The following is a 21,125-nucleotide window of genomic DNA, read 5'->3' as shown; positions in this document are numbered from 1 at the left end:
ATAGTACGGAACTGATGGTGTTGCTGCTTCAGCAGCTTACAAAATCGTTCTCTTTGAGCTAAGGCGCAGTAACGCCGTAGCAAAAGTTAAGTTCATTTGCTATAGTCAATCGACACATTAATACAAACCCTAAACTAAAAAGCCCATCACTATCAATGTGATGGGCTTTTAAAGCTAACAACTAAAATGCCTGTCTGAAAAAATTAACGCCCGGGCACAGTACCCATACGCTGTTTCAGCGATGTTTGCGGCTCATTAAACATTGTTGCGTAATAAGTCGCATTGGTCATCACTTTTTTCACATAGTCACGGGTTTCATTAAACGGAATGGTTTCCGCATAAATCGCGCCTTCCAGCGGCATAGCCGCCTGCCAGTTGCGTGCCCGGCCCGGCCCTGCGTTATAGCCGGCTGTGGCCATCACTTCATTGTTCTGCAAGCGGCGTTTGGCATCCGCCATATACCAAGTACCCATGCGGATATTGCCGTCCATAGTATATAACTCGCTGCTGTCCATACCGATTTTGCCGGCAATTTCACGTGCAGTTGCAGGCATAACCTGCATCAAACCTTGCGCACCGACGCTGGATTGCGCGCCCAGCATGAACCGGCTCTCTTGACGGATAAGACCATATACCCAAGCCGGATCAATGCCTACTTGATTCGCATAACGCACGGTAATATCTTTAAACGGCGAGATATAACGGAGCGTGTAATTCAACTTCTGATTGGTGCTGTCGGCCGTATTTACAGCCATTTCATAGAAACCTTTGTCAAAAGCAAGTTGCGCAGCGGCCAATAAAGTATCTTCATTAAAACCGCGGATGGCAAAACGCCACTCTGCCTGGGCTTGGCGGCGCATTTTCCAATCGCCCGATGTTTGGCTGGCTTGGAAAAGGTTCAGCGCGCGGTCAATCGCTCCGTCTTGCGCCAGTTTTTTCACATCTTTTTTCGAAGCATCCGACACATTATTTTTAGCGCTGACCCGTTGGCCCAATTCCTCCATCGACATCACGGCATAGAAATTACGTCCTGATTGGGCAGCCTGAGAGTATAAACTTTTCGCACGGCCGCTATTGCCTTGAGCAGCCAAACTGCGTGCCAGCCAATATTGCCAATCCGGTTTCTTTTTCAAGTGCTCAGGCATACTTTCGATAATACTGGCCAAATCACCCCAGCGGGAAAAACGCAAAGCCGAGCGGGCATACCATTCAAACTGATCGTCGGACAATTGCTTTTTATCGGCGCGGTTGTAATAGTTCAACGCAGTAGAAAAATTCTGTTTTTTAGCCTCTGCATAACCCAGCACCCCCCAAGCAAAACCGCTCTGTTCACGGGTAAGCATGCCATCCAAATCACTCAAACGGCTTGCCGCAGAGCCGTTTTTCTGGGCAGAAGGGCTAATCACATTGACCAACAATTTTTCTTGTGCGCCCGGCCCTTCAAAGCCATCCAGCGGGCTACCCAGCGCAGCGGCCAGATTGCGTGCATCTGTGATTTGATTGTTGCTGATCAAGCCTCTTACGCGGCGCCAGGCACTTTGCGTATCCAGCTGCCCGCGCTTTGCCGATTCTTCTACCAACAAGGTACAGCCTGTTGCCTGTCTACCCAGCTCACCAACAATTTTCTTAGCCAGTTCGCTTCTTTTTCCCTGCATCAACTCATTGTATTCGGCGTAGCAGGATACCTCCTGCACACGGCCTGCTTTATCCAGCTTGGCAAATTGCTGCTGAAACTGCGCCCATTGGCCGCGCTTGCCCAAGCTTTTCAGCCACTCATTACGAACATTTTCAGCCATCGCACTATTATTATCTGCGAGACTCAGAAACTGCGAAGGCAATACATCATCATCAAGCTTGATGGCATCCAATACGCTTTGATACATTTGATAGTCAGATAAAATTTTACTGGGAGACTCAGTGGCTCTGACTATTGGCAAATGTACGCCGCTGTGCGTGGCATCTGCTCCACGCTTTACCGGCTCTACACGCTGCTCGCGGGACGAACAAGAAGCCAAAGCCGTAACGGCAACCGCCACAATCGTGAGCTTGAAAATACGGTTTTGCATCATCTTAAGATATTCTTCTGTTAAATTAATATTATTCAGATTCAGCTGGCAAGCCGAACAAATAGCCCCGCTTCACAGCCTATATTGTTTAGATTTGATCATTTTAAAAATCAGACTTGAAATTCTAAGCGATTTAAGCGGACAGCTCATACAATAAACAAATCTTTACATTTTTTAAATCTGAGTTTGTGTCAATAATTGGAAAACAGCCGATCATTAATATTTCAAATGTGGCGGTAAGCCGCAAACAATATAGATCGTACTGTAAGGCAAACCAACGCATTATGAAAAGATTCAGAGTTCCACAGCCATATAGCCAATCAACTTAACTTTTGCTACGGCGTTACTGCGCCTTAACCCAAAGAGAACGATTTTGTAAGCTGCTAAAGCAGCAACACAATCAGTCCCTTACCAACTATACTGTTTACGGCTTACTGCCTTGTATCAAAAATGTGTTAATTGACTATAAAATTTGGGGCTGAAGTAGATTAGCAGTCATGATAGGCTGCCCAAATGAAGATAACCCACTGTAAGCTAAAGAAGAGTCTGCAAAGAAAACTGCTTGAATATTTTGTATTGGAAGTAACCGCACGTTCTGCTGCCGATATCTTGGCTATTCAGCCCAATACGGCCATTCTCTTCTACCGCAAAATCCGTCTTGTTATCAGCCATCATTTGGCTTTGAAAGCAGATCAGGTTTTTGAGAGCGCTATAGAATTGGATGAGAACTATTTCGGCGGTAAGCGTACAGGAAAGCGCGGTAGGGGAGCAGCAGGTAAAGTGGTGGCTTTCGGTATCCTTAAACGTGGAGGCAAGGTTTATACGGTTCTCGTGAACAATGCTCAACGAGAAAGCTTATTTCCTTTTCCTGTTATTACGAGGAAAATCACGCCTGACAGCGTAGTTTATACGGACTGCTTGAGCAGTTACGACGTGTTGGATGTCAGCGGTTTTCACCATCACAGGATTAATCACAGCAAAAAGTTTGCCGACCGGCAAAACCATATCAACGGCATTGAGAATTTTTGGAATCAGGCGAAACGTGTCTTGCGCGAATACAACGGAATCAATCGAAAATCTTTTCCTCTGTTCTTGTCTTTTCCTCTGTTCTTGAAAGAATGTGAGTTTCGTTTTAACTTCGGGACACCAAAGCAGCAGTTAAAAACTCTACGGCTTTGGTGTGATATTTAGGGCTAATCTACTTCAGCCCCATCAAGTAACCCATCACATTAACGGAATCATTGGAAAACGCCATGTCAAAATATGCTATCCCTTTATTATTTCTGTTTCTTACTTTCGATGCCCACGCTTTCGAGCAAGAAAGATTGGAGCGTGCCTGCCGGATTGAGCAAGGCTCTTTGTTAAAAGACCGTAACGGCACCCCCTCTTGTGACGAACTCAAACGCTTTCATGCCAAAAAATCCATAAAATCAGCCAAAAACAACAACCATTCCGCCAAAGCCCCGAAAGCATCCAAACCTAAGAAAATTGCCAACGGAGAAGGCGCAGGCTACCGCTGGAATCCACATGAAGGCCGTTTCTGCCAACATAATGCAAAAGGGTTTGCACAAAGCTGTTATTAATCGCCGTATCCGTCGCCAAACATGAAAGCATGCGGCTCACAGCTGTATAAAATCCATTCCGACAACTCAAATGCCTGTCTGAAAGACATATTCAGACAGGCATTTTATTGCGCAAAAATAAAACGATTTGCTTTTTCCATGAAGTTAACTTTATACTACATACAATTACAAACTCTCAATTTTTGTAATTTTTCCAAGATTGCCTGATTAAATTTCAAGCAAAAAAATAAGTCGGAACCGAATATAAAAACCTTCACAATAATCAACAAGGAACAATAAATGAGCGAGAGCCCTAAACAAAGCCTGCCTGAAAATACCGAGTTGCTAAGCGCACAAGCGCCGATTACCAACTTCAAAGGATTGCTGATTACTATTATCGCAGCCGTTATCAGCGCGATTGTTTATATGATTCTGCCTTATGAAGACACCGTCAACAAAGGCTTGTCCATCTTATGCTTTGTGGCAATTATGTGGTTTACCGAAGCTGTTCACATCACGGTAACCGCTTTGATGGTGCCGATTTTGGCCGTTTTATTCCACATTCCCGAAATGAATACCAAGCAGGCGCTGGCTAGCTTTGCCGACCCGATTATTTATGTGTTTTTCGGCGGTTTCGCACTGGCTACCTCCCTGCATATGCAGCGCATCGACCGTAAAATTGCAGTTTGGCTGATTTCCCTTTCTCGAGGCAATATGCTGGTGGCGGTCTTGCTCATATTTGCCGCCACAGCATTTTTATCCATGTGGATCAGCAACACGGCCACCGCGGCGATGATGCTGCCTTTGGCTTTGGGATTAATGGATCATCTCGATAAAGAGAAAGACCGCAAAACGTTTGTGTTCGTTTTACTGGGCATTGCTTATTGCGCCAGCATTGGCGGCTTAGGCACGGTTGTTGGCTCTCCGCCCAACAACATCGCAGCCAAAGCGCTTGATTTGGACTTTGCCGGCTGGATGAAATTGGCTCTGCCCATGATGATTCTGATTCTGCCTCTGATGCTACTTTCTTTATACGTTATTTTAAAACCCGATTTTTCCAAGCGTGTCCAAGTAAAAGAAGAACATATTCCGTGGACGCTGCACCGCATTATTACCATCATTATTTTCATCGTAACGGCAGCTGCGTGGATTATGAGCGGCACGTTGAAAGAAAAATTCGGCATTATTAACCCGGATTCATTCATTGCTTTGTGTGCTGCAGCCGCAGTGGTGGTGTTCGGCACCGTTCGCTGGCGCGAAGTGGCACGCAACACTGACTGGGGCGTATTGATGCTGTTTGGCGGCGGGATTGCCTTGAGTAATCTTTTAAAACATTCCGGCGCTTCCGCCGTGCTCGGTCAGGAAATGGCAACGGCTTTCGTTCTGGCACATCCGTTTATTGTCGTATTGGCTGTGGCCGCATTTATCATCTTCCTAACTGAATTTACCAGCAACACCGCCTCTGCAGCACTGCTCGTACCCATTTTCGGCAGCGTCGCTACACAAATGGGCCTGCCTAAAGAAGTGTTGGTTATGATTATCGGCATCGGTGCTTCCTGTGCATTTATGCTGCCGGTTGCCACGCCACCCAATGCCATCGTATTCGGTACCGGTTTGGTAACTCAGAAAGATATGATGCGTGCAGGCATATTGCTCAACCTGTTGTGCGTTCTTCTAGTAGGTATATGGGCATACTTCTTTTTAATGTAAGCCATAGTGATAAATCTGAACCATGCCTATCTGAAAATAATTTTTCAGACAGGCATCTTCTTTGTCCGCTAAAATAATCCCCGTTTTTTATATCTCCTCCCATCATCAAGAATTTATGAACGCAGCTTCTGCAAACAACATGCTCTTCCATTGGCTGGCCGTATGTTTGATTCCGCTGGTCACCATCGTTTATTTCACGTTCAATCCCGCCCAAACACCGGCCAATCATCTCACTTACGGTATCATTCTGGCTTGCGAGTGCGTATTTTTGTTTAAATATGTTTTATTCAAATTTCTGGCCGCACACCTGAAAGAGCAGCCTCAAGTCAAACGGCAATTTGCCCGGCTTTTCCTGCCGCCGGTTATACTTACCGGCTACATCTGCCATTATTTCGGCCTGTTTTAAATTTCTGTATAATCAGCGTTTTTTCACAACGATAGTCCCGCAATGACAGCCAACGGCTCCATCCAAACTGTTACACTTGCCTTTACAGGCGCCTCCGGCATGCCCTACGGCATACGCCTGCTCGAATGCCTGCTTAAAGCCGATAAAACCGTGTGGCTACTTTATTCCCAAGCCGCCCAAGTGGTGGCGCAGCAGGAAATGGGGCTTTCCCTGCCTGCCAACACGGCAGTCTGCCGCGAAATGCTGTGCGAAAAATTCCAAGTTTCCCCGGAAAAACTGCGTGTGTTCGGTAAAGACGAATGGTTTGCCCCGCCCGCTTCCGGCACCAACCCGGCCGATGCCATGATTGTCTGCCCTGCCAGCATGGGCGTGGTTGCCGCAATCGCGCACGGTACGTCCGACCATCTTATCGAACGCGCCGCCGACGTGGCCATCAAAGAGCGCCGCCCTCTGATTCTCGTGCCGCGCGAAACCCCTTTATCGTCGCTGCATTTGGAAAACCTGCTCAAACTTTCACAATTGGGCGCCGTTATTCTGCCCCCGTCGCCCGGCTTTTACCACCATCCGAAGACATTAAACGACTCAATCGACTTCGTTGTTGCCAGAATTCTCGATCAATTGCGCATAGAGCACACACTTATGCCAAAATGGGGGGAATAAATGGAAGGATTGCGCGAATTTGTCGGCATGATTGCAGCTTTTGTCAAATGGATATTGACAATTCTAGACAAACTGTTTTAATCTTCGCCCAACTAACTCAGTTTTAAGCCTACGAAAGCTTTTATATGAACACCATCCGCACAAACACTTATTTTTATTGGTACCGCAGCAATGCGCGGTATCTGTTTGTGCCTGTCTGAAAGCAGCAATTGAACACCAAACAAGAAACCGCCCGTAAAATCCACAGGCGGTTTTTGTTTTACCTGAAATTTCCGGGCCGCCTGCTAAACCATCTCAATATAAGGAAGACCATCATGAAAACCCAAGCAGCCTGCATCGTACAACACCAGCCCGAAATTCTCAGCCGCTGCAATTTGGTGGTTGACGGCAACGCCCACCGCGTTGACCTGCTATTAGCCGATTTACCGCAGCACCCCGGCGCCCTGTTCTGCGAAGCCATGCTGCCGCAAGTGCGCACGGTTGCCCTGATGATTGCCGCCGAGCGTTTGGTAGAAGGCAAAAACACACCCAGCATCATCACCGACGAAGCCGACTGGTTTGCCGCGCGTATCTTGGTTTTGCAGGCACGCGTATTCCATCTTGATATCAGCCTGATGTTTATGCTGGAAACCGCCAACCGCCGCGCCGAAGCATTCGCCCGCAAACACGGCCTCGATTTCACTCCGGCGCGTATCCAAATGAGCCTGCATTCAGGCCGGCCGGCTAATCTTCTGATGATGAAAACTGCTCTGGAGCTTGACGAACAACAAGACGAAGGCTTAATCGCCAATTCCCGCCGCTTGGCCGCTTTGCTCGACGCCCCGTTCTAACTACAAGACCGAACACCACAAAATGCCTGTCTGAAACCTTTCAGACAGGCATTGTTTTGTTTATATACCATTCTGCTAAACTCATTTATCCTATTCAATCTCAATAAATAATCATGAAACATTACCTTATCCTAACGTCTGCGCTCCTATTAAGTGCCTGCGCCCAAAAGCCCCAACCGCAACTAACGGTGCGCACTTTACCCGTTCACACATCCGGCAAAAAATACGAAGTTACCTACAAGCAAAAGGCTTACAAAGTGAACCATATCCTCAAATGGCGCACGGTTAACGACCCCAATCTCGGTATCAAGCCCGACTGGGACAAACTCAACCAAATCCGCCCGGGCATGAACGCCGCGACCGTGCAGCAACTGCTCGGCAAGCCCTGGCACCACGGCAGCTCTTACCTAACCGAATGGAACTATCTCTACCGCTACGCTTTTAGCGGCAAAATGCAGCAATGCCAGTATAAAATTGTGTTCAATAAAAAAAGCAACACGGTTGAAGGCATCTTCTGGGAGCCTGTAGCACACGCAAATTGCCGGCACTAGCGATGCATCAATGCCTGTCTGAAAACCAGCCTAAACTTTAAAAAATACTACTATAGTCAATCAACTTAAGAAAAAGTACATACGTCATACTCGGGCTTGACCCGAGTATCCCAAAATTTACTGAAACTCAAGATACTCGGGTCAAGCCCGAGTATGACGGAAGTGTTACCAAAATTAAGTAGTTTAACTATATAATTCCACACTTATTCTAAAGAAAAACACCGCCAACCCGTTCATTATTGCCGCTTCTTAGAAGAAATCCCGATATGTCCGCTTTTCTTTCCGGTTTTATGATTACCGCCAGCCTGATTGCCGCTATCGGCGCACAAAATGCGTTTGTGCTCAAGCAAGGCCTGCTCAAGCAGCATGTCGGAGTGGTCGTATGGATTTGCTGGCTGTGCGACTTTGCCCTGATTTCCACCGGCGTGTTCGGCGTCAGCGCGCTGCTCGCCGACAGCCCGAAGGCAACCGCGCTGATGGCACTGGCCGGCGGTCTGTTTCTGCTCGCCTATGCGTGGCGGAGCGCAAAATCCGCTTGGCAGGGCAACGGCATTCTCACCCCCGACACCGCGCCTACCTCGCCCAGCCCGTTCAAAACCGCGGCGACAACCCTCGCCCTAACTTTGCTCAACCCGCATGTTTACATCGATACCGTAATGCTCATCGGCGGCGCAGCCGCGCCGCTGCCGCCAACGGGCAAATGGCATTTTCTGGCAGGTGCTCTCAGCGCTTCGGGCATTTGGTTTACCGCCATCGGCTACGGCGCACGTCTGCTGCTGCCGCTGTTCCGCCGGGAGCGCACTTGGCAGATACTCGACAGCCTAATCGCCCTGATGATGCTTTATTTGGCATTCGGTTTATTGAGACAGGCGGCGGGCATTCTGCTTTGATCAATACCGGCCATGCCTGTCTGAAAACGAGTAACACAAATTTTTGCTCAGCTAAAACTTTTTCAGACAGGCATTGTTTGCATTTTGCACACCGCCGTTTAAAATCCCGTTAAATTAGGCTAAACCGCTTGCCGCCATACGCCGCAAGCCTTATTTTGCCTCTAACTTTTCTTATTCAGATAACATGAAAAACATCGTCATCCTCATCTCCGGCCGAGGCAGCAATATGCAGGCCATTGTTAACGCGAATATTCCCAATGTCCGAATCGTAGCTGTATTAAGCAATGATGAAACAGCAACAGGCTTGGCTTGGGCAAAAGAGCAAGGCATCGCCACCGGCACGCTTGACCACAAAGCGTTTGCCAACCGCCTCGCATTCGACACCGCCATGATGGCGCTTATCGACAGCTACCAGCCGGATTTAGTGGTATTGGCAGGCTTTATGCGCATTCTCACGCCCGAATTCTGCACCCATTACGAAGGCCGCCTAATCAATATCCACCCATCCCTGCTGCCTTCATTTACCGGCCTCAACACCCACCAACGCGCACTGGAAACCGGCTGCCGCGTAGCCGGTTGCACCGTGCATTTCGTTACGGCCGAACTGGATTGCGGCCCGATTATTTCTCAAGGCGTTGTGCCTGTATTAGACAAAGACACACCGGAAACTTTAGCTACACGCGTTTTAGCCGCCGAACACAAACTGCTGCCTCAGGCCGTAGCTGATTTTGCAGCAGGAAAACTAAGCATCCGGCAAAACCGCGTGCTCGGTAGCATCACACCTGATGCCCACACCCAATTGCTTGCCTGACTTAAAAGAAAGGACAACTATGAAAAAATTAATCCGCTCCATCGCCCTGATTGGCGCTTCTACCGCTGCTTTACCGGCCCTTGCCGCCGAACTGCCGCAAAACGCAGTATTAAAATATAGCGGCTCCTACGGCATTCCCGCCACCATGACATTCACCCGAAACGGTAACAGCTACACCATCGTATCGAATATCAAAGTGCCGATGTACAGCATCCGCTTCGAAAGCGGCGGCACCATTTCCGGCAACACGCTCAAGCCCAGTTATTACCGCGATGTACGCGGCAGCAAAACCTATGCCGAAGCCCGCTTCAGCGGCAACCGCGTGACATACGGCAAAACAGGCGAACAGAAAACCGAAAACGTATCCGGCCCCGCAATGGACTTGTTCACATTGGCATGGCAACTTGCCGCCAACGACGCCCGCCTACCCGCCGGCTTGAAAATCACCAACGGTAAAAAACTGTATTCCGTAGGCGGCATGAGTAAAACCGGCAGCGAGCAGTTCAGCTTCGCGGGCGGCAAAACCCAAGTCGACAAATACCGTGTCAACCGCGGCGACAGCACCGTCAACTATTCGTTTGCCACAGCGGTTAACAATATCCCGGCACAAATCACCTACACTGACGACGGTAAAACCTATAATCTGAAACTGACTTCCGCCACCATTAACGGTAAAGCGGTGAAACCTTAATCATTAGGTAAAAAATGTAATGCCTGTCTGAAATTTTTTCAGACAGGCATTTTTCAATGCTATAAAAAAGGGTCGGATAACCGACCCATAACTGCTTCTTAAATAATTTTTAATTATCCAATCACATTTGCACCCATTGCTTCTTCGCTCAATTGAATCAACGAAGGTGCGCACACGGTATCGTAACATACCAACGCATCATTGATTTGGGTGTTGGTGATGGTACCTTCGCAGAATTTAAATTCTTCTATTTGATTCTGACTGCCGGCAAACCAATCTTTGATTGTGATGGAATCACCTTTTCCGGCAGTAACCAGCAAATCACAACCGCAAGCGGTAAAGCACACATCGCTCAGGTTAATATCTGATTTAAATTCCACCACATCGGTTTCGCAAGGATCGCCGCAATCCTCAATCACATCATCACCATAGCATGCACCGAATACATAAGTATCTGCACCGGAACCACCGTTCAAATAATCATCGCCGTAGCCGCCATCTAACAAATCGCAGCCATCTTCGCCATACAGGCAGTCTGCTTCGTTGCTGCCGTACAATTTGTCATTGCCGTCACCACCGTAGAGCGTGTCGTTGCCACCGCCGCCGATCAGGATATCGTCGCCGTCACCACCGCAAATCGTGTCGCAACCTTCTCCACCATCAATGTAATCGCAGCCATCGCCGCCATACAGCAAATCATCGCCACCTTTACCATAAATGGTGTCATTGCCATCTTTACCGTCGATTTTATCATTACACTCAGTGCCGCAAAGGACATTATCACAATCGTCACCGGTAATTACATTGTAATCGTCATCACATCGATCGCAATCATCGTCCCAATCTTTGTCTTTTCCTTTCTTATCATATTTATCATCCCAATCTTTATCTTTCCCTTTTTTATCATAATAGTCATCATCCCAATCTTTATCTTTTTTCTTGCCGTGTTTTTTGTCGCTGCCTTTTCCCGAATATTTTTCATCATAATACCAAGCAGAATTATTAATTGCTTGTGAGTAACCATCGTTGTATTTACCAACTTTAATACCATAAGTCATGATATAATCTCCCAGATTGATTAATACTACATTAATTAAGTAAGCATTCTCCCTTCTGTATATACCAATCATACATTAACCCAAATAGCATTATTTAAATATACGTTATTCGGATGTCATGCACGATAAACGGCTAACAGTTTTCTTAAAAACCAAAACAAACAATAAGTAAGATGCTTAATAAAATATTTTCCAAACTCAGCCGACTTTCTCCACTCTGTTAATTCCCACAACCCAAACTAACACGACTTTTACAGTATTTCTTTGCAATATTTTCGCAAGTAAACACCAAAAACGATTAAAATCCAGTCTTTAAAACACACTAAACACAACCACTAAAACAGGTTTTCACAATAAAAATAAACATCTTTGGAAAACCAAAGATGTTTAAGCCGTACCACGCCTTAAATCTGATTAATCGGCTTAGTGCGTAAAGCATTTTTCTATACCTGTCTGAAACACATTACACACACCTCTGATCATGAACCCTATTTTTTCCCTGATTCCCATTGCCGCCATCATCATTTCGCTACCTGCTTTTGCCGCGGAAACGGTCTATATCCAAGGCAAGCTGCCAAATGGTTTGAAATACCACATCCTTCAAGCGCCAGAGGCAGGCAAACGGTTGGAATTACGGTTACAAGTTCATGCAGGCACCAACGATGAAATCGAGGGCGAGAAAGGCGCTGCCCACATGCTTGAGCATTTAGCATTTAAAAGCAGCCCACAATTTCCCGACGGAATCGCCGATACCTTGAGTAAAAAAGGCTGGCAGATGGGCCGCCATTTCAATGCTCAAACTTCACACCGATACACCCGCTATATGCTCACGCCGCCCCAAGGTCGCAACCAAATTGACCAAGCATTAATCATCATGCGTCAGTTCGTTCAGCCACGCCAGTTTCAAGCGGCAGACTGGCAGCACGAGCAAAAAATCATCCAAGGCGAAATCCGAACCCTTCAAAACCTGCAAGAGCGCATGGCTCAACAGCGTACGGCCAGTCTGAAAAGCGGCTCACGCGAAGCACGATACCGGCCGATAGGCGATGAACAATCCATCAACACCATGCAGGTCGACACACTCAGCGCATTCCACAAAAAATGGTACGCGCCGAACAATGCCGAAATCATCATCATCAGCGCCCTCGCACCCAAGCAGGTTCAAGAGAAAATCATAAAACATCTCAACGATTTACCTCTGCGCAACCTACCTCTGCGCCAAATAAAAGACTATGAGCCCAAACTCCGCCAAGGCTGGCATATAGACCGTTTGCAAGACAAAGACAATACGGATAGCGAACTTAACCTCATCTTCCGCTTTCCCAACGAAACAGCCCAAACTTACACCGCAGAGGGTGAGTACGAACGCCTATTGAACAACTTTGCTGCGTTCATCATCAACGAGCGCTTACAAAAACAAACACTGCCGCCATCCATACAAAAACTCATCTTGCGCAGCGGTAATCTTGGCCAACGCACCGGCTTTATCGGCTTGTTTGCCCAAATCACACCCGAAGGCCATGACGAAGCCTTACGCACATTACTGCATATCCGCCAAAACATTCTGGCCGAACCGGCTACAAACGAAGAAACCGCGGCCTACCGCCGCCAGGTCAACAATCTCTTGCGCCTCAGCCAAAATAAGCCGCACTTTTCAAGCAAACCTGACGAGCTGCTTACCCAAGTCCAAGAAACCATTCTGGATAACAAACCTTTGCGCACCCCTGCGCAACATACTGCAGCCGTACGCCCCGCCCTCTATAAAATCAGCAGCCAACATGTTAACGAACGCATTAAGCAAATGCTTTCTGCCAACGATAAACTTATCCAAGCCCAGGCACCCGGCATGGGCAGCATCAATCTGCCGGACACGGCCAAACTCCCCATGTTGGCAGAAAATCCTTCGGCCCAATTAAACACGACTGCTCAAAAACCGGTAAAATCCCGCCCGGCAGCAAAAATCACACCGCCATCTGCCACAGTTGCCAAAACCACCCAAACAACCTCGGATAATCCGTTTGCCATTGCAGCTCCGGCAGGCAAAATTACAAGCGGACAATACGATTCAGCCGCCAAAACCGAAATCATCAATTTAAGCAACGGCGACACTGCCGTCGTTTTGCAAAACCCTTCTGCCGGTAACAAAACCTATCTCAAAATCATTTCGCAAACAGGCTATCTACAAAACAATGTTGTGCCATGGCAAGCCCACCTGGCCGGAGAAATCATTTGGAAAACCGCGCCGCTAGGCCTGTCTGAAACCCAGTTTGCCACCTGGAAATCCCAGCGCCAAATCAAACTTAATTACGAAATCACACCTTACCATCAGGTTTTCAACGGCAGCGCACCAAACGCTTCTTTTGAAAACCTGCTCCAGCTCTACCGCGCTTATCAAAACCCCACCTATGTCAACAGCAAATGGAAAAGCCTGTTGGAAACCGAAGCTGCCCGGCGGACGGTATTCCAAAATTCCGTACCCGGCAGGCAGGAAACCGCAGAATTCAACCTACGCTATGGAAGAAGCGAATATGAAGAGCCTTCCGGCAATCAGATAGCCGCACTCAGCGGCGAAAAGCTGCTGCAACAATGGCACCTGCTCAATCACACGCCTGTGGCATATTACATAGTAACCAATGAATCTTCACAAAAAATCAAAACCTTAATCGAGCAGCAACTTGCAGGCATTGTCCGCTCGCCTACTCTAAACATCCGCCTGCAACCGACAACAGGCAGCACCGTTCAGCGTATGCCCATCGGCGACACCAACCACACCGACGTGAGCGCCTGGTCGTGGCAGCCTTTTTATAACTGGACACCGGAAACCTCCGAACAAATCCCGTTGCTCGCCAATCTGGCCAATGCCCGTCTGAAAAACGAATTACGCGGCCGCCTGCAAGGCACTTACAGCCTCAAGTTCACGACTAAGCCCGATCCCGAACACAACCTCGTAGAAAACCAGCTTTATTTCAATACGGAACCACAGCGCGCCCAAGAATTATGGCAAGCTGCGCAGCACATTCTGCAACGTATGCCGGAAGACATCAGCCGAGATGAAGCAGCCAACCTGCAACAATTGTTTATTGAGCAAGAAGCCTTGCGTCAAAAAAACCCGGAAGTATGGCTGGACAGGCTCGCAGTAAGCCACCAGAAATATGGCGATGTGCGCTATATCCGCGCTTTACCCGAATTAAAATACAGCATCATTCAAACCCGCCTGCGGCAAACCGCAAAACTGCTATGGTCGGAACCAAACGCACGCATTTTATTGATTGATCCCAAACCCTAAATCATTCCCGAGATTTTTGCCGAACGACTACCTGCGGCAGATTGCTGTAATGCCTGTCTGAAACCATCTTTCAGACAGGCATTATCATTTCAAGCACTTACCGTCATATAGTAGCGAACACATATTCCATACAAAGCAACAAACCACGAACAGTACAAATAGTACGAGACTGATTTTGTTGCTGCTTGGCCAGCTTACAAAATCGTTCCCTTTAAGCTAAGGCGTAGCAACGCCATAGCAAAAGTTAAATTTATTTGCTATATAATTAAACCATCATCAAACAGACTCTTATTACTACCATGACCGCCGAAGAGCTACAAAGCTTCCTGCATCAAAACATTCCTGCCACACACGCCCTTGATATCCGCGTTGTCCAGTGTAATCCCGAATCAATTAAGCTGCACATGCCACACGCCATCAATCGAAACCATAAAAACACCGTTTTCGGCGGCAGCATCGCACTTGCGGCCACATTATGCGGCTGGTCGGCAGTACATGTGAACTGCCCCCAAGCACAAGGCAACATCGTGATACAAAACGGCGATACCCGCTATCTTCGCCCGGCATTGAGCGATCTGACCGTTAAAACCCGGCCGGTTCCTCAAGAAGATTGGGCTTATATGCACGATATGTTGCGTACTACAGGCAAAGGAAAAATTTCATTATCAATCGAGATGTTTGTTCAAAACGAACTCGTTGCCGTGTTCAATGGAAAATTCGTGGCTTTCATGCCGAAAACTTGATTGAAAAACAACCGATTGGCATTTCAGCAGAATTTCACCCAACGACTTCCGAGCCTCAAAATAAGGAAACCTCAAGGCCATCCAATCCAAAGATCCTCCAAACAAATAATGCCTGTCTGAAAATATTCAGACAGGCATTATTCATCATCTCAAAAATATTACTGCAGCGGCTTCATGTTCATCACTTCCATCAGGAAGTTAGTAAAAGCCGGATTATTCGGTTTATTTGTCATGCTCGGCCAACGTTGTTGCCAACCTTGCAAGGCATTACGGATATAAAGTTTGGACTGCTCGGTATTAATCGCTCCACGCTGGCTCTCCACCGCAGAACGCAAATACACTTCATACATACTATCATCAACCGCATTGCGGCCAACCTGCTTGATACGGAAGCGGTTAAGATATTGCGCAGCCTGAACTTTAGTTAGCTGGCCTTTGCTGACTTGATAACTCAATCTGGTAGCTTCATCTCTGATTTTTGAAACATCGGTCCAATGAGTAGAAGCCAGAGCAAATCTGCTTGGCGCTTCTGTGCGTTTAGGATTGGTTGGGTGAACGGGCACTTCTTTCAACGTCGGCAGATAAATCGATTCACAACCGGTCAGCGCCCCTACCAAGATAATGGGTAAAAGATATTTTCTCATGGCAGCTATTACAATCACTTTCAATATAATTAAACAGAATCCCGACACACCGCAACAACAATTCCAGCTGCTACGTAACATCATTCTCGCCGCAGACACTGCATCATTAGATAATAAAGCAGGCACACACGCACCCGTGACACAATTTTTGTAAGTATAAAACAAGAATTGCAAAAGAACTATCGTTCTCTGCCAAGCGTATTCTTTTAAGGCTGCAACGGTATGATTAATTTAATGAAACAATGCACCGTCGGAAAATCGGGTAGACAGTATAAAGGCCGTCTCTCAAACAAAAAAATTCAGATAGGCATTAAATGCCTGTCTGAATTTTTATTAAACGATTATGCCAAATCCGCAAACAATGGTGTAGACAAATAACGCTCACCATATGAAGGAATCAGTACCACAATCAGCTTACCCTTATTCTCAGGCTTAGCCGCCAACTGTAATGCACTCCAAACAGCCGCGCCAGAAGAAATCCCTACCAAAATCCCTTCTTTCTCAGCTACTGCACGGGCCGTAGCGAAAGCCGCATCATTTGGCACTTGAATCACACCATTATAAATACCGGTGTTCAAGATGCCGGGAACAAACCCTGCGCCAATACCTTGAATCGGGTGCGGGCCTTTCTGACCGCCGCTCAATACCGGTGAAGCTTCCGGCTCAACAGCATACACCTCAAGCGATGGTTTCCGTTCTTTCAGCACCTCGCCCACACCTGTTACTGTACCACCGGTGCCGACGCCTGCAACAAAAATATCGACTTGACCGTCGGTATCACGCCAAATTTCTTCCGCGGTTGTTCTACGATGCACTTCCGGATTAGCAGCGTTTTCAAACTGTTGCGGCATAAAATAAACTTCAGGATCGCTGTCTACCAACTCTTGCGCTTTCGCAATCGCTCCGCCCATCCCTTCGGCAGCAGGGGTCAATACCAACTCGGCACCAAATGCACGCAACAGCATACGACGCTCTTTACTCATGCTTTCCGGCATCGTGATGACCAATTTATAACCACGCGCCGCACACACCATCGCCAAACCGATACCGGTATTACCGCTGGTCGGTTCAACAATAATGGTGTTTGCATTGATTTTGCCTGCTTTTTCAGCCGCATCAATCATAGCTGCCGCAATACGGTCTTTCACGCTGCTGCCAGGATTGAAAAACTCCAGCTTAGCCACAACCCGACCCGGCAAATCTTTGCTCAAACGGTTCAACTCAATCAATGGTGTGTTGCCGATCAAATCTGTAATGCTACTTGCAATCTTCATTCTTTATGCTCCTTAATTTACCAACTAAGCTATACTAAGTAATGCCTGTCTGAAAGCCAAATAATTTATTAGCACATACTTAAAACTAAAAATTATATGCAATTGTAAAGTGCTTATAATAGCTGTGAAAATTAATATTCTATACAAAAAGATACCACTCAAATAGGAAATATTAATTGCCACAGCTATAACAAATAAACTTAACTTTCGCTACACGCATACATCAATAACGAAAATGCGGCATTGAAGCAGCTACCCAAACAACCTGATACAGCAAAGATAACAGAAAACCGCTTTGCAACTGCCCCAAGCTGAATACATTACCGGGCTGTTTTTCCACTGCTACACGATGAAGATAAAACAACGCCATCAGCAAAACTTGCATTCCAATCCAATACTCCGGCTCCAAAGCATACATTTGAAATAGCGCAGGCAAAATATACGCCGACATACCGTGCGGATAATTAAGCCAAGCCAAGCTACACAAACACAAAAAAGCCGCGTGCATCAAAACACCGGTGACTGCAAACAAGCTGATAAACACGCCCGCATTCGCAATCCACAAACTTTTTCCCGGCAAGCGGTGCCATTTATGAACAAAGAAAAACAAACTGGCAACTGCAATATAAAATTGAGGCACATAAAAAGCGCTTACATGCGTGATTCCCGCCAAACCAGGCAATACTTTTCCAAATAAGATGCTCAACCCCAGCCAGAGCAACACGCCTGCCCAAAGCCATTGGAACATACCTTCTTTAAATGAAGTGTACAAAAACACTCCGATATAAACCAATAAGCACCACAAACCGAAATCACCCGGCATATTTTCCTCGCACAGCCGAAAGCAGCATACATCAATATTGCAGCTCACCCTCAAACACGGTTTCTGCAGGCCCCATCATCAAAACATCTTGCTCCGACTCCCAAATGATAAACAAATCGCCTCCGGGCAAACTTACCCGAACCGATTCCCCAGCAGCCAGCAAACCCAATCGGATACCCGCCACCACAGCAGCGCACGCTCCGGTGCCGCATGCCCTTGTTTCGCCTGCGCCACGCTCAAAAACCCTTAGCATGATGTGGGTTTTGTCCACAACCTGCATAAAACCAACATTAACGCGGCTGGGAAAGCACTCATGCGATTCAATCTCGGCGCCCCATTGCTGCACAGGTGCCGAAGCAACATCTTCAACAAGAATAACTGCATGCGGATTTCCCATGTTGACACAGCTCACCGGAACAGATTCCAAACCCACCATAATCCTGTAGGTGAGTGCATTTTCCTCTTCCTGAACAGGCGGCAAAAAAGGAATCTCCTCGAGTGCAAAATGCGGTTTGCCCATATTTACCGTGACCAAACCGTTTTCCATCAATTTCGGCAAAATGATGCCGCGTGCCGTTTCCACTACGATTTCATGCTTGCCGGTTAAACCTTTGTCTGTCACAAAACGCACAAAACAACGCGCACCATTACCACATTGCTCTACTTCACTGCCGTCAGCGTTAAAAATACGGTAGCGGAAATCCACTGTATCCGTATGCGGCTTTTCAACCAATAACAACTGATCAAACCCCACCCCCGTATGACGGTCTGCCCATTGTGTTAAAGGAGCTTGGGAAGGATCAAATTGCTGGCTGATACCGTCAACCACCATAAAATCATTACCTAAGCCGTGCATTTTCGTAAATTTCAGCGTTTTCATAAACAACAACTTTCTTCAAACCAACGGCAGCACACAAACTGCCGCTTAAACTAGCTTTATAACATAAGCCCAAACCTTCTTCTATAATCTAACTTAATAATTCTGCAATGTTGTTCAACTTCATTCAAAAAGTATGATTTTTTAAACTACTAAAAACAAAAATGAAATCAGTTGCAGACGATAGGCAAAATTTTCATAAACTATCGCCTTCACCATACAATTACGCGTCTCAAAATCTTTATCAGACCAAGCCTAAATATACATTTAGAATATTACAATGGATTTCTTGCAAACTCATCCATTCATCAACTCAATCAAACAGGCTTCATCGCCAATGTTGAGCACTCACACAATCAAATAGTTGCATAAAAGATACAGTTTAATCGGTTGTAATTTAAAACAATCGGTATTTATTTAAATAAATTTTTCGCTAAAAATATACAAAAAAATGTCATCCCACATTCTGAATACCCTATTTAAAAATAAAAATAACAATATGTTTTATATAAACTAATTCATATAAAATCATTTAATGACAAACTAAAGCGACATAATTTGTCACCTACTGCCCATTAGTGGCAAGAATTATCGCCATACCAAATACATACTTCCTTATCAAATACCGTTTATCAATTTTTTTTTGACAAATCCTCTATTGATATTTCCTCTTAAAACAGACAAAATACACCCAACAAAACACAAAACAAACCGGCAAAATCACTTTGCCAACGTTATAAAAACTACATTCAATAACATTACGAATAACATTACAAACCCAAGGAAAACGTCATGAAAAAGTATGTTGAAGCTTATCTGCCTTTGATTATCGGATTATTGCTGCAAATTGCTGTATTAGCACTTATTCTGATGGGAGACCCTCAAACGCTGGCCACACATAGCAACCCAATCAACTCTTCAACAACTGAAGTGTTAAGCCAAACCTTACAAACCGCCTCTACTTTTGGCATGAATAAATAAATTTCTCCATATAAACAAAATGCAACGGTCAATATTCATTCCAAATATTGACCGTTTAATTTTTTTTTAGCCGACCGGAACTTTACCCATTTAAAATATCTCTGCAATCAATAACAATTTCTTCAATCCATAAGAGAGATATTCATATGCAAAAAATCCTTTTCTCATTGCTTGTAAGCTCCATGCTGTTTGGAACTGCACAAGCGGCGGTCAGCGATGTTAAGTTCTATGAAAAAGCCAGTCAGGCCAAAGCACCGATTAAAGGCAAGTTAGCACTTCGCCTAACCATTAAGCCTGACGGGTATACTGAAAACATTAAAGTTGCGCGCAGCAGCGGCTCTAAACAAATTGATCAAGCTGCAGTGGAGTGGATGTCTCGCCAGCAGCTACGCCCTGTATCTCAAAACGGTGAAGCCCGCGTGTTTAGCACCATCAAAGAGATTAAATACGGTTATTAAGATTTTAGCCAATCCAATCCGGCGAAGCAGCTTTGGCCTGTTTTGCCGGATTTTTACATAATTAAGCCACACCTGACACAGAATCCTGTTATATGTAAAAAACTGAATGTCATCACAACATAAAAGCGGGTTTTCTCAGCCTTATCATTCATAACAGCAAGCAATGGCCGGTTAAAACCCCTGCCTCGCAATAAACAGGAATACTTACGCTATTTCAATTACCAATTTTGAAAATTCAACTATATACTTTCAATTAAATCGTCAGATTAAAAGAGACAAATAATGAAAGCATACATTCCATTTCTTCTATTCCCTCTACTGGCCGCATGCAGTTCCGGACCTTCCGGCATGTCTGTCAACCTCGGCATCGGCAGCCGTATCGGCTCACATGTGGGCTTAGGAACATCGGTTAACATACCGGTGGACATTTCCAGTAAGAAATCTGATTCAGGCATCAATGTTATTGAGGAGCAAATCGTTACCCACTTCGATGCACAGGGCAACACCAGCGATGCGGCCGTGAAAGGTGGATTCTACCGCCAACTCATCAGCAAACGCAGCAACAATGAATATATTGTGCAAGATTTTTATGAAGACAACGGCAGAAAACGCACCGACCCAATGGTATTAACACGCAAGCAATTAATGGACTTCAATGCCCATCCGCTCGATGGCACGCTGACCGTTTATGCTTATAACGGCAATATCATGCGTCAGCAAACTTATCAAAACGGCAGACTAACCGGTGCAAAATATTAACCATGATCAATGCCTGTCTGAATATTCAGACAGGCATTCTTTATC

21 protein-coding genes are annotated in these 21,125 nt (G+C 46.2%); 15 read left to right on the top strand and 6 right to left on the bottom strand.

The annotated features are described in order from the left end of the window. Positions 1–203: 203 nt before the first annotated feature. Positions 204–2,069 carry a lytic transglycosylase domain-containing protein gene (locus HMPREF9370_RS04905; RefSeq protein ID WP_009116250.1) on the bottom strand — a complete coding sequence of 622 codons (1,866 nt, stop codon included), beginning with the start codon at positions 2,067–2,069 and terminating at the stop codon, positions 204–206. Between the two features lie 510 nt (positions 2,070–2,579). Here HMPREF9370_RS04905 and HMPREF9370_RS04900 point away from each other — a divergent pair. From HMPREF9370_RS04900 to HMPREF9370_RS04855, 10 genes are all read left to right on the top strand, one after another. Next, positions 2,580–3,257, top strand: coding sequence for an IS1595 family transposase (locus tag HMPREF9370_RS04900; protein ID WP_009116249.1), 678 nt, complete (start codon positions 2,580–2,582; stop codon positions 3,255–3,257). Positions 3,258–3,319: 62 nt separating this feature from the next. Further along, the gene (locus HMPREF9370_RS04895; protein ID WP_009116248.1) at positions 3,320–3,649 is read left to right on the top strand and encodes a hypothetical protein; all 330 of its coding nucleotides are present in this window, start codon (positions 3,320–3,322) and stop codon (positions 3,647–3,649) included. 279 nt (positions 3,650–3,928) lie between these two features. Then, positions 3,929–5,338: an SLC13 family permease gene (locus HMPREF9370_RS04890; protein WP_009116246.1), complete on the top strand. Its 1,410-nt coding sequence runs from the start codon at positions 3,929–3,931 to the stop codon at positions 5,336–5,338. A gap of 115 nt (positions 5,339–5,453) precedes the next feature. Next, complete coding sequence (locus tag HMPREF9370_RS04885; protein WP_009116245.1) at positions 5,454–5,744, top strand: hypothetical protein; 291 nt, start codon at positions 5,454–5,456, stop codon at positions 5,742–5,744. A gap of 42 nt (positions 5,745–5,786) precedes the next feature. Next, on the top strand, positions 5,787–6,404 hold the full coding sequence (locus HMPREF9370_RS04880; protein WP_009116244.1) for a flavin prenyltransferase UbiX: 618 nt from the start codon (positions 5,787–5,789) through the stop codon (positions 6,402–6,404). Positions 6,405–6,718: 314 nt separating this feature from the next. After that, positions 6,719–7,234 (top strand): hypothetical protein, encoded by a 516-nt coding sequence (locus HMPREF9370_RS04875; protein WP_040666922.1) that lies wholly within the window; start codon positions 6,719–6,721, stop codon positions 7,232–7,234. A gap of 113 nt (positions 7,235–7,347) precedes the next feature. Next, positions 7,348–7,785, top strand: coding sequence for an outer membrane protein assembly factor BamE domain-containing protein (gene bamE / locus HMPREF9370_RS04870; RefSeq protein ID WP_009116240.1), 438 nt, complete (start codon positions 7,348–7,350; stop codon positions 7,783–7,785). Between the two features lie 266 nt (positions 7,786–8,051). Further along, positions 8,052–8,675, top strand: a complete 624-nt coding sequence (locus HMPREF9370_RS04865) for a LysE/ArgO family amino acid transporter (protein WP_009116239.1) — start codon at positions 8,052–8,054, stop codon at positions 8,673–8,675. Between the two features lie 184 nt (positions 8,676–8,859). Continuing rightward, the gene (gene purN, locus HMPREF9370_RS04860) at positions 8,860–9,486 is read left to right on the top strand and encodes a phosphoribosylglycinamide formyltransferase (protein WP_009116238.1); all 627 of its coding nucleotides are present in this window, start codon (positions 8,860–8,862) and stop codon (positions 9,484–9,486) included. A 19-nt stretch (positions 9,487–9,505) separates the two neighbouring features. Then, on the top strand, positions 9,506–10,177 hold the full coding sequence (locus HMPREF9370_RS04855) for a DUF3108 domain-containing protein (RefSeq protein WP_009116237.1): 672 nt from the start codon (positions 9,506–9,508) through the stop codon (positions 10,175–10,177). Between the two features lie 113 nt (positions 10,178–10,290). Here the strand turns inward: HMPREF9370_RS04855 and HMPREF9370_RS11610 are convergent, their stop codons facing one another. Beyond that, positions 10,291–11,235 (bottom strand): calcium-binding protein, encoded by a 945-nt coding sequence (locus tag HMPREF9370_RS11610; RefSeq protein ID WP_009116236.1) that lies wholly within the window; start codon positions 11,233–11,235, stop codon positions 10,291–10,293. Between the two features lie 481 nt (positions 11,236–11,716). On the opposite strand from HMPREF9370_RS11610, the gene HMPREF9370_RS04845 reads away from it, so the two are divergent. Both HMPREF9370_RS04845 and HMPREF9370_RS04840 read left to right on the top strand, forming a co-directional pair. Next, entirely contained in the window at positions 11,717–14,521 is a 2,805-nt protein-coding gene (locus HMPREF9370_RS04845) for a M16 family metallopeptidase (protein ID WP_009116235.1), read from the top strand. A 299-nt stretch (positions 14,522–14,820) separates the two neighbouring features. Further along, positions 14,821–15,264, top strand: coding sequence for a YiiD C-terminal domain-containing protein (locus tag HMPREF9370_RS04840; RefSeq protein WP_009116234.1), 444 nt, complete (start codon positions 14,821–14,823; stop codon positions 15,262–15,264). Positions 15,265–15,422: 158 nt separating this feature from the next. On the opposite strand, the gene HMPREF9370_RS04835 is transcribed toward HMPREF9370_RS04840, so the two are convergent. The 4 genes from HMPREF9370_RS04835 to dapF form a co-directional block, all read right to left on the bottom strand. Then, complete coding sequence (locus HMPREF9370_RS04835; RefSeq protein WP_009116233.1) at positions 15,423–15,908, bottom strand: hypothetical protein; 486 nt, start codon at positions 15,906–15,908, stop codon at positions 15,423–15,425. A gap of 341 nt (positions 15,909–16,249) precedes the next feature. Next, positions 16,250–17,182 carry a cysteine synthase A gene (cysK, locus tag HMPREF9370_RS04830; RefSeq protein WP_009116230.1) on the bottom strand — a complete coding sequence of 311 codons (933 nt, stop codon included), beginning with the start codon at positions 17,180–17,182 and terminating at the stop codon, positions 16,250–16,252. 223 nt (positions 17,183–17,405) lie between these two features. Then, a complete protein-coding gene (locus HMPREF9370_RS04825) occupies positions 17,406–18,005 on the bottom strand; it encodes a hypothetical protein (RefSeq protein WP_009116229.1) in 600 nt (199 codons plus the stop codon). Between the two features lie 31 nt (positions 18,006–18,036). Continuing rightward, the gene (gene dapF / locus HMPREF9370_RS04820; protein ID WP_009116228.1) at positions 18,037–18,885 is read right to left on the bottom strand and encodes a diaminopimelate epimerase; all 849 of its coding nucleotides are present in this window, start codon (positions 18,883–18,885) and stop codon (positions 18,037–18,039) included. A 789-nt stretch (positions 18,886–19,674) separates the two neighbouring features. Here dapF and HMPREF9370_RS04815 point away from each other — a divergent pair. The 3 genes from HMPREF9370_RS04815 (at position 19,675) to HMPREF9370_RS04805 (ending at position 21,080) form a co-directional block, all read left to right on the top strand. Then, entirely contained in the window at positions 19,675–19,863 is a 189-nt protein-coding gene (locus HMPREF9370_RS04815; RefSeq protein WP_009116227.1) for a hypothetical protein, read from the top strand. Positions 19,864–20,009: 146 nt separating this feature from the next. Further along, positions 20,010–20,321: a TonB family protein gene (locus HMPREF9370_RS04810; RefSeq protein ID WP_009116226.1), complete on the top strand. Its 312-nt coding sequence runs from the start codon at positions 20,010–20,012 to the stop codon at positions 20,319–20,321. 282 nt (positions 20,322–20,603) lie between these two features. Then, entirely contained in the window at positions 20,604–21,080 is a 477-nt protein-coding gene (locus HMPREF9370_RS04805) for a hypothetical protein (RefSeq protein ID WP_009116225.1), read from the top strand. Positions 21,081–21,125 lie beyond the last annotated feature (45 nt).

Origin of the sequence: Neisseria wadsworthii 9715, from assembly GCF_000227765.1 — a bacterium.
In the GTDB taxonomy this organism is placed as follows: domain Bacteria; phylum Pseudomonadota; class Gammaproteobacteria; order Burkholderiales; family Neisseriaceae; genus Neisseria; species Neisseria wadsworthii.
This window is presented reverse-complemented; position numbering and strand designations above follow the sequence as displayed.

What these genes read in the sequence shown, in the direction of transcription:
- HMPREF9370_RS04905 (WP_009116250.1), bottom strand. Translation starts at nt 2,069, where the DNA reads ATGATGCAAAACCGTATTTTCAAGCTCACGATTGTGGCGGTTGCCGTT.
- HMPREF9370_RS04900 (WP_009116249.1), top strand. Translation starts at nt 2,580, where the DNA reads ATGAAGATAACCCACTGTAAGCTAAAGAAGAGTCTGCAAAGAAAACTG.
- HMPREF9370_RS04895 (WP_009116248.1), top strand. Translation starts at nt 3,320, where the DNA reads ATGTCAAAATATGCTATCCCTTTATTATTTCTGTTTCTTACTTTCGAT.
- HMPREF9370_RS04890 (WP_009116246.1), top strand. Translation starts at nt 3,929, where the DNA reads ATGAGCGAGAGCCCTAAACAAAGCCTGCCTGAAAATACCGAGTTGCTA.
- HMPREF9370_RS04885 (WP_009116245.1), top strand. Translation starts at nt 5,454, where the DNA reads ATGAACGCAGCTTCTGCAAACAACATGCTCTTCCATTGGCTGGCCGTA.
- HMPREF9370_RS04880 (WP_009116244.1), top strand. Translation starts at nt 5,787, where the DNA reads ATGACAGCCAACGGCTCCATCCAAACTGTTACACTTGCCTTTACAGGC.
- HMPREF9370_RS04875 (WP_040666922.1), top strand. Translation starts at nt 6,719, where the DNA reads ATGAAAACCCAAGCAGCCTGCATCGTACAACACCAGCCCGAAATTCTC.
- bamE (WP_009116240.1), top strand. Translation starts at nt 7,348, where the DNA reads ATGAAACATTACCTTATCCTAACGTCTGCGCTCCTATTAAGTGCCTGC.
- HMPREF9370_RS04865 (WP_009116239.1), top strand. Translation starts at nt 8,052, where the DNA reads ATGTCCGCTTTTCTTTCCGGTTTTATGATTACCGCCAGCCTGATTGCC.
- purN (WP_009116238.1), top strand. Translation starts at nt 8,860, where the DNA reads ATGAAAAACATCGTCATCCTCATCTCCGGCCGAGGCAGCAATATGCAG.
- HMPREF9370_RS04855 (WP_009116237.1), top strand. Translation starts at nt 9,506, where the DNA reads ATGAAAAAATTAATCCGCTCCATCGCCCTGATTGGCGCTTCTACCGCT.
- HMPREF9370_RS11610 (WP_009116236.1), bottom strand. Translation starts at nt 11,235, where the DNA reads ATGACTTATGGTATTAAAGTTGGTAAATACAACGATGGTTACTCACAA.
- HMPREF9370_RS04845 (WP_009116235.1), top strand. Translation starts at nt 11,717, where the DNA reads ATGAACCCTATTTTTTCCCTGATTCCCATTGCCGCCATCATCATTTCG.
- HMPREF9370_RS04840 (WP_009116234.1), top strand. Translation starts at nt 14,821, where the DNA reads ATGACCGCCGAAGAGCTACAAAGCTTCCTGCATCAAAACATTCCTGCC.
- HMPREF9370_RS04835 (WP_009116233.1), bottom strand. Translation starts at nt 15,908, where the DNA reads ATGAGAAAATATCTTTTACCCATTATCTTGGTAGGGGCGCTGACCGGT.
- cysK (WP_009116230.1), bottom strand. Translation starts at nt 17,182, where the DNA reads ATGAAGATTGCAAGTAGCATTACAGATTTGATCGGCAACACACCATTG.
- HMPREF9370_RS04825 (WP_009116229.1), bottom strand. Translation starts at nt 18,005, where the DNA reads ATGCCGGGTGATTTCGGTTTGTGGTGCTTATTGGTTTATATCGGAGTG.
- dapF (WP_009116228.1), bottom strand. Translation starts at nt 18,885, where the DNA reads ATGAAAACGCTGAAATTTACGAAAATGCACGGCTTAGGTAATGATTTT.
- HMPREF9370_RS04815 (WP_009116227.1), top strand. Translation starts at nt 19,675, where the DNA reads ATGAAAAAGTATGTTGAAGCTTATCTGCCTTTGATTATCGGATTATTG.
- HMPREF9370_RS04810 (WP_009116226.1), top strand. Translation starts at nt 20,010, where the DNA reads ATGCAAAAAATCCTTTTCTCATTGCTTGTAAGCTCCATGCTGTTTGGA.
- HMPREF9370_RS04805 (WP_009116225.1), top strand. Translation starts at nt 20,604, where the DNA reads ATGAAAGCATACATTCCATTTCTTCTATTCCCTCTACTGGCCGCATGC.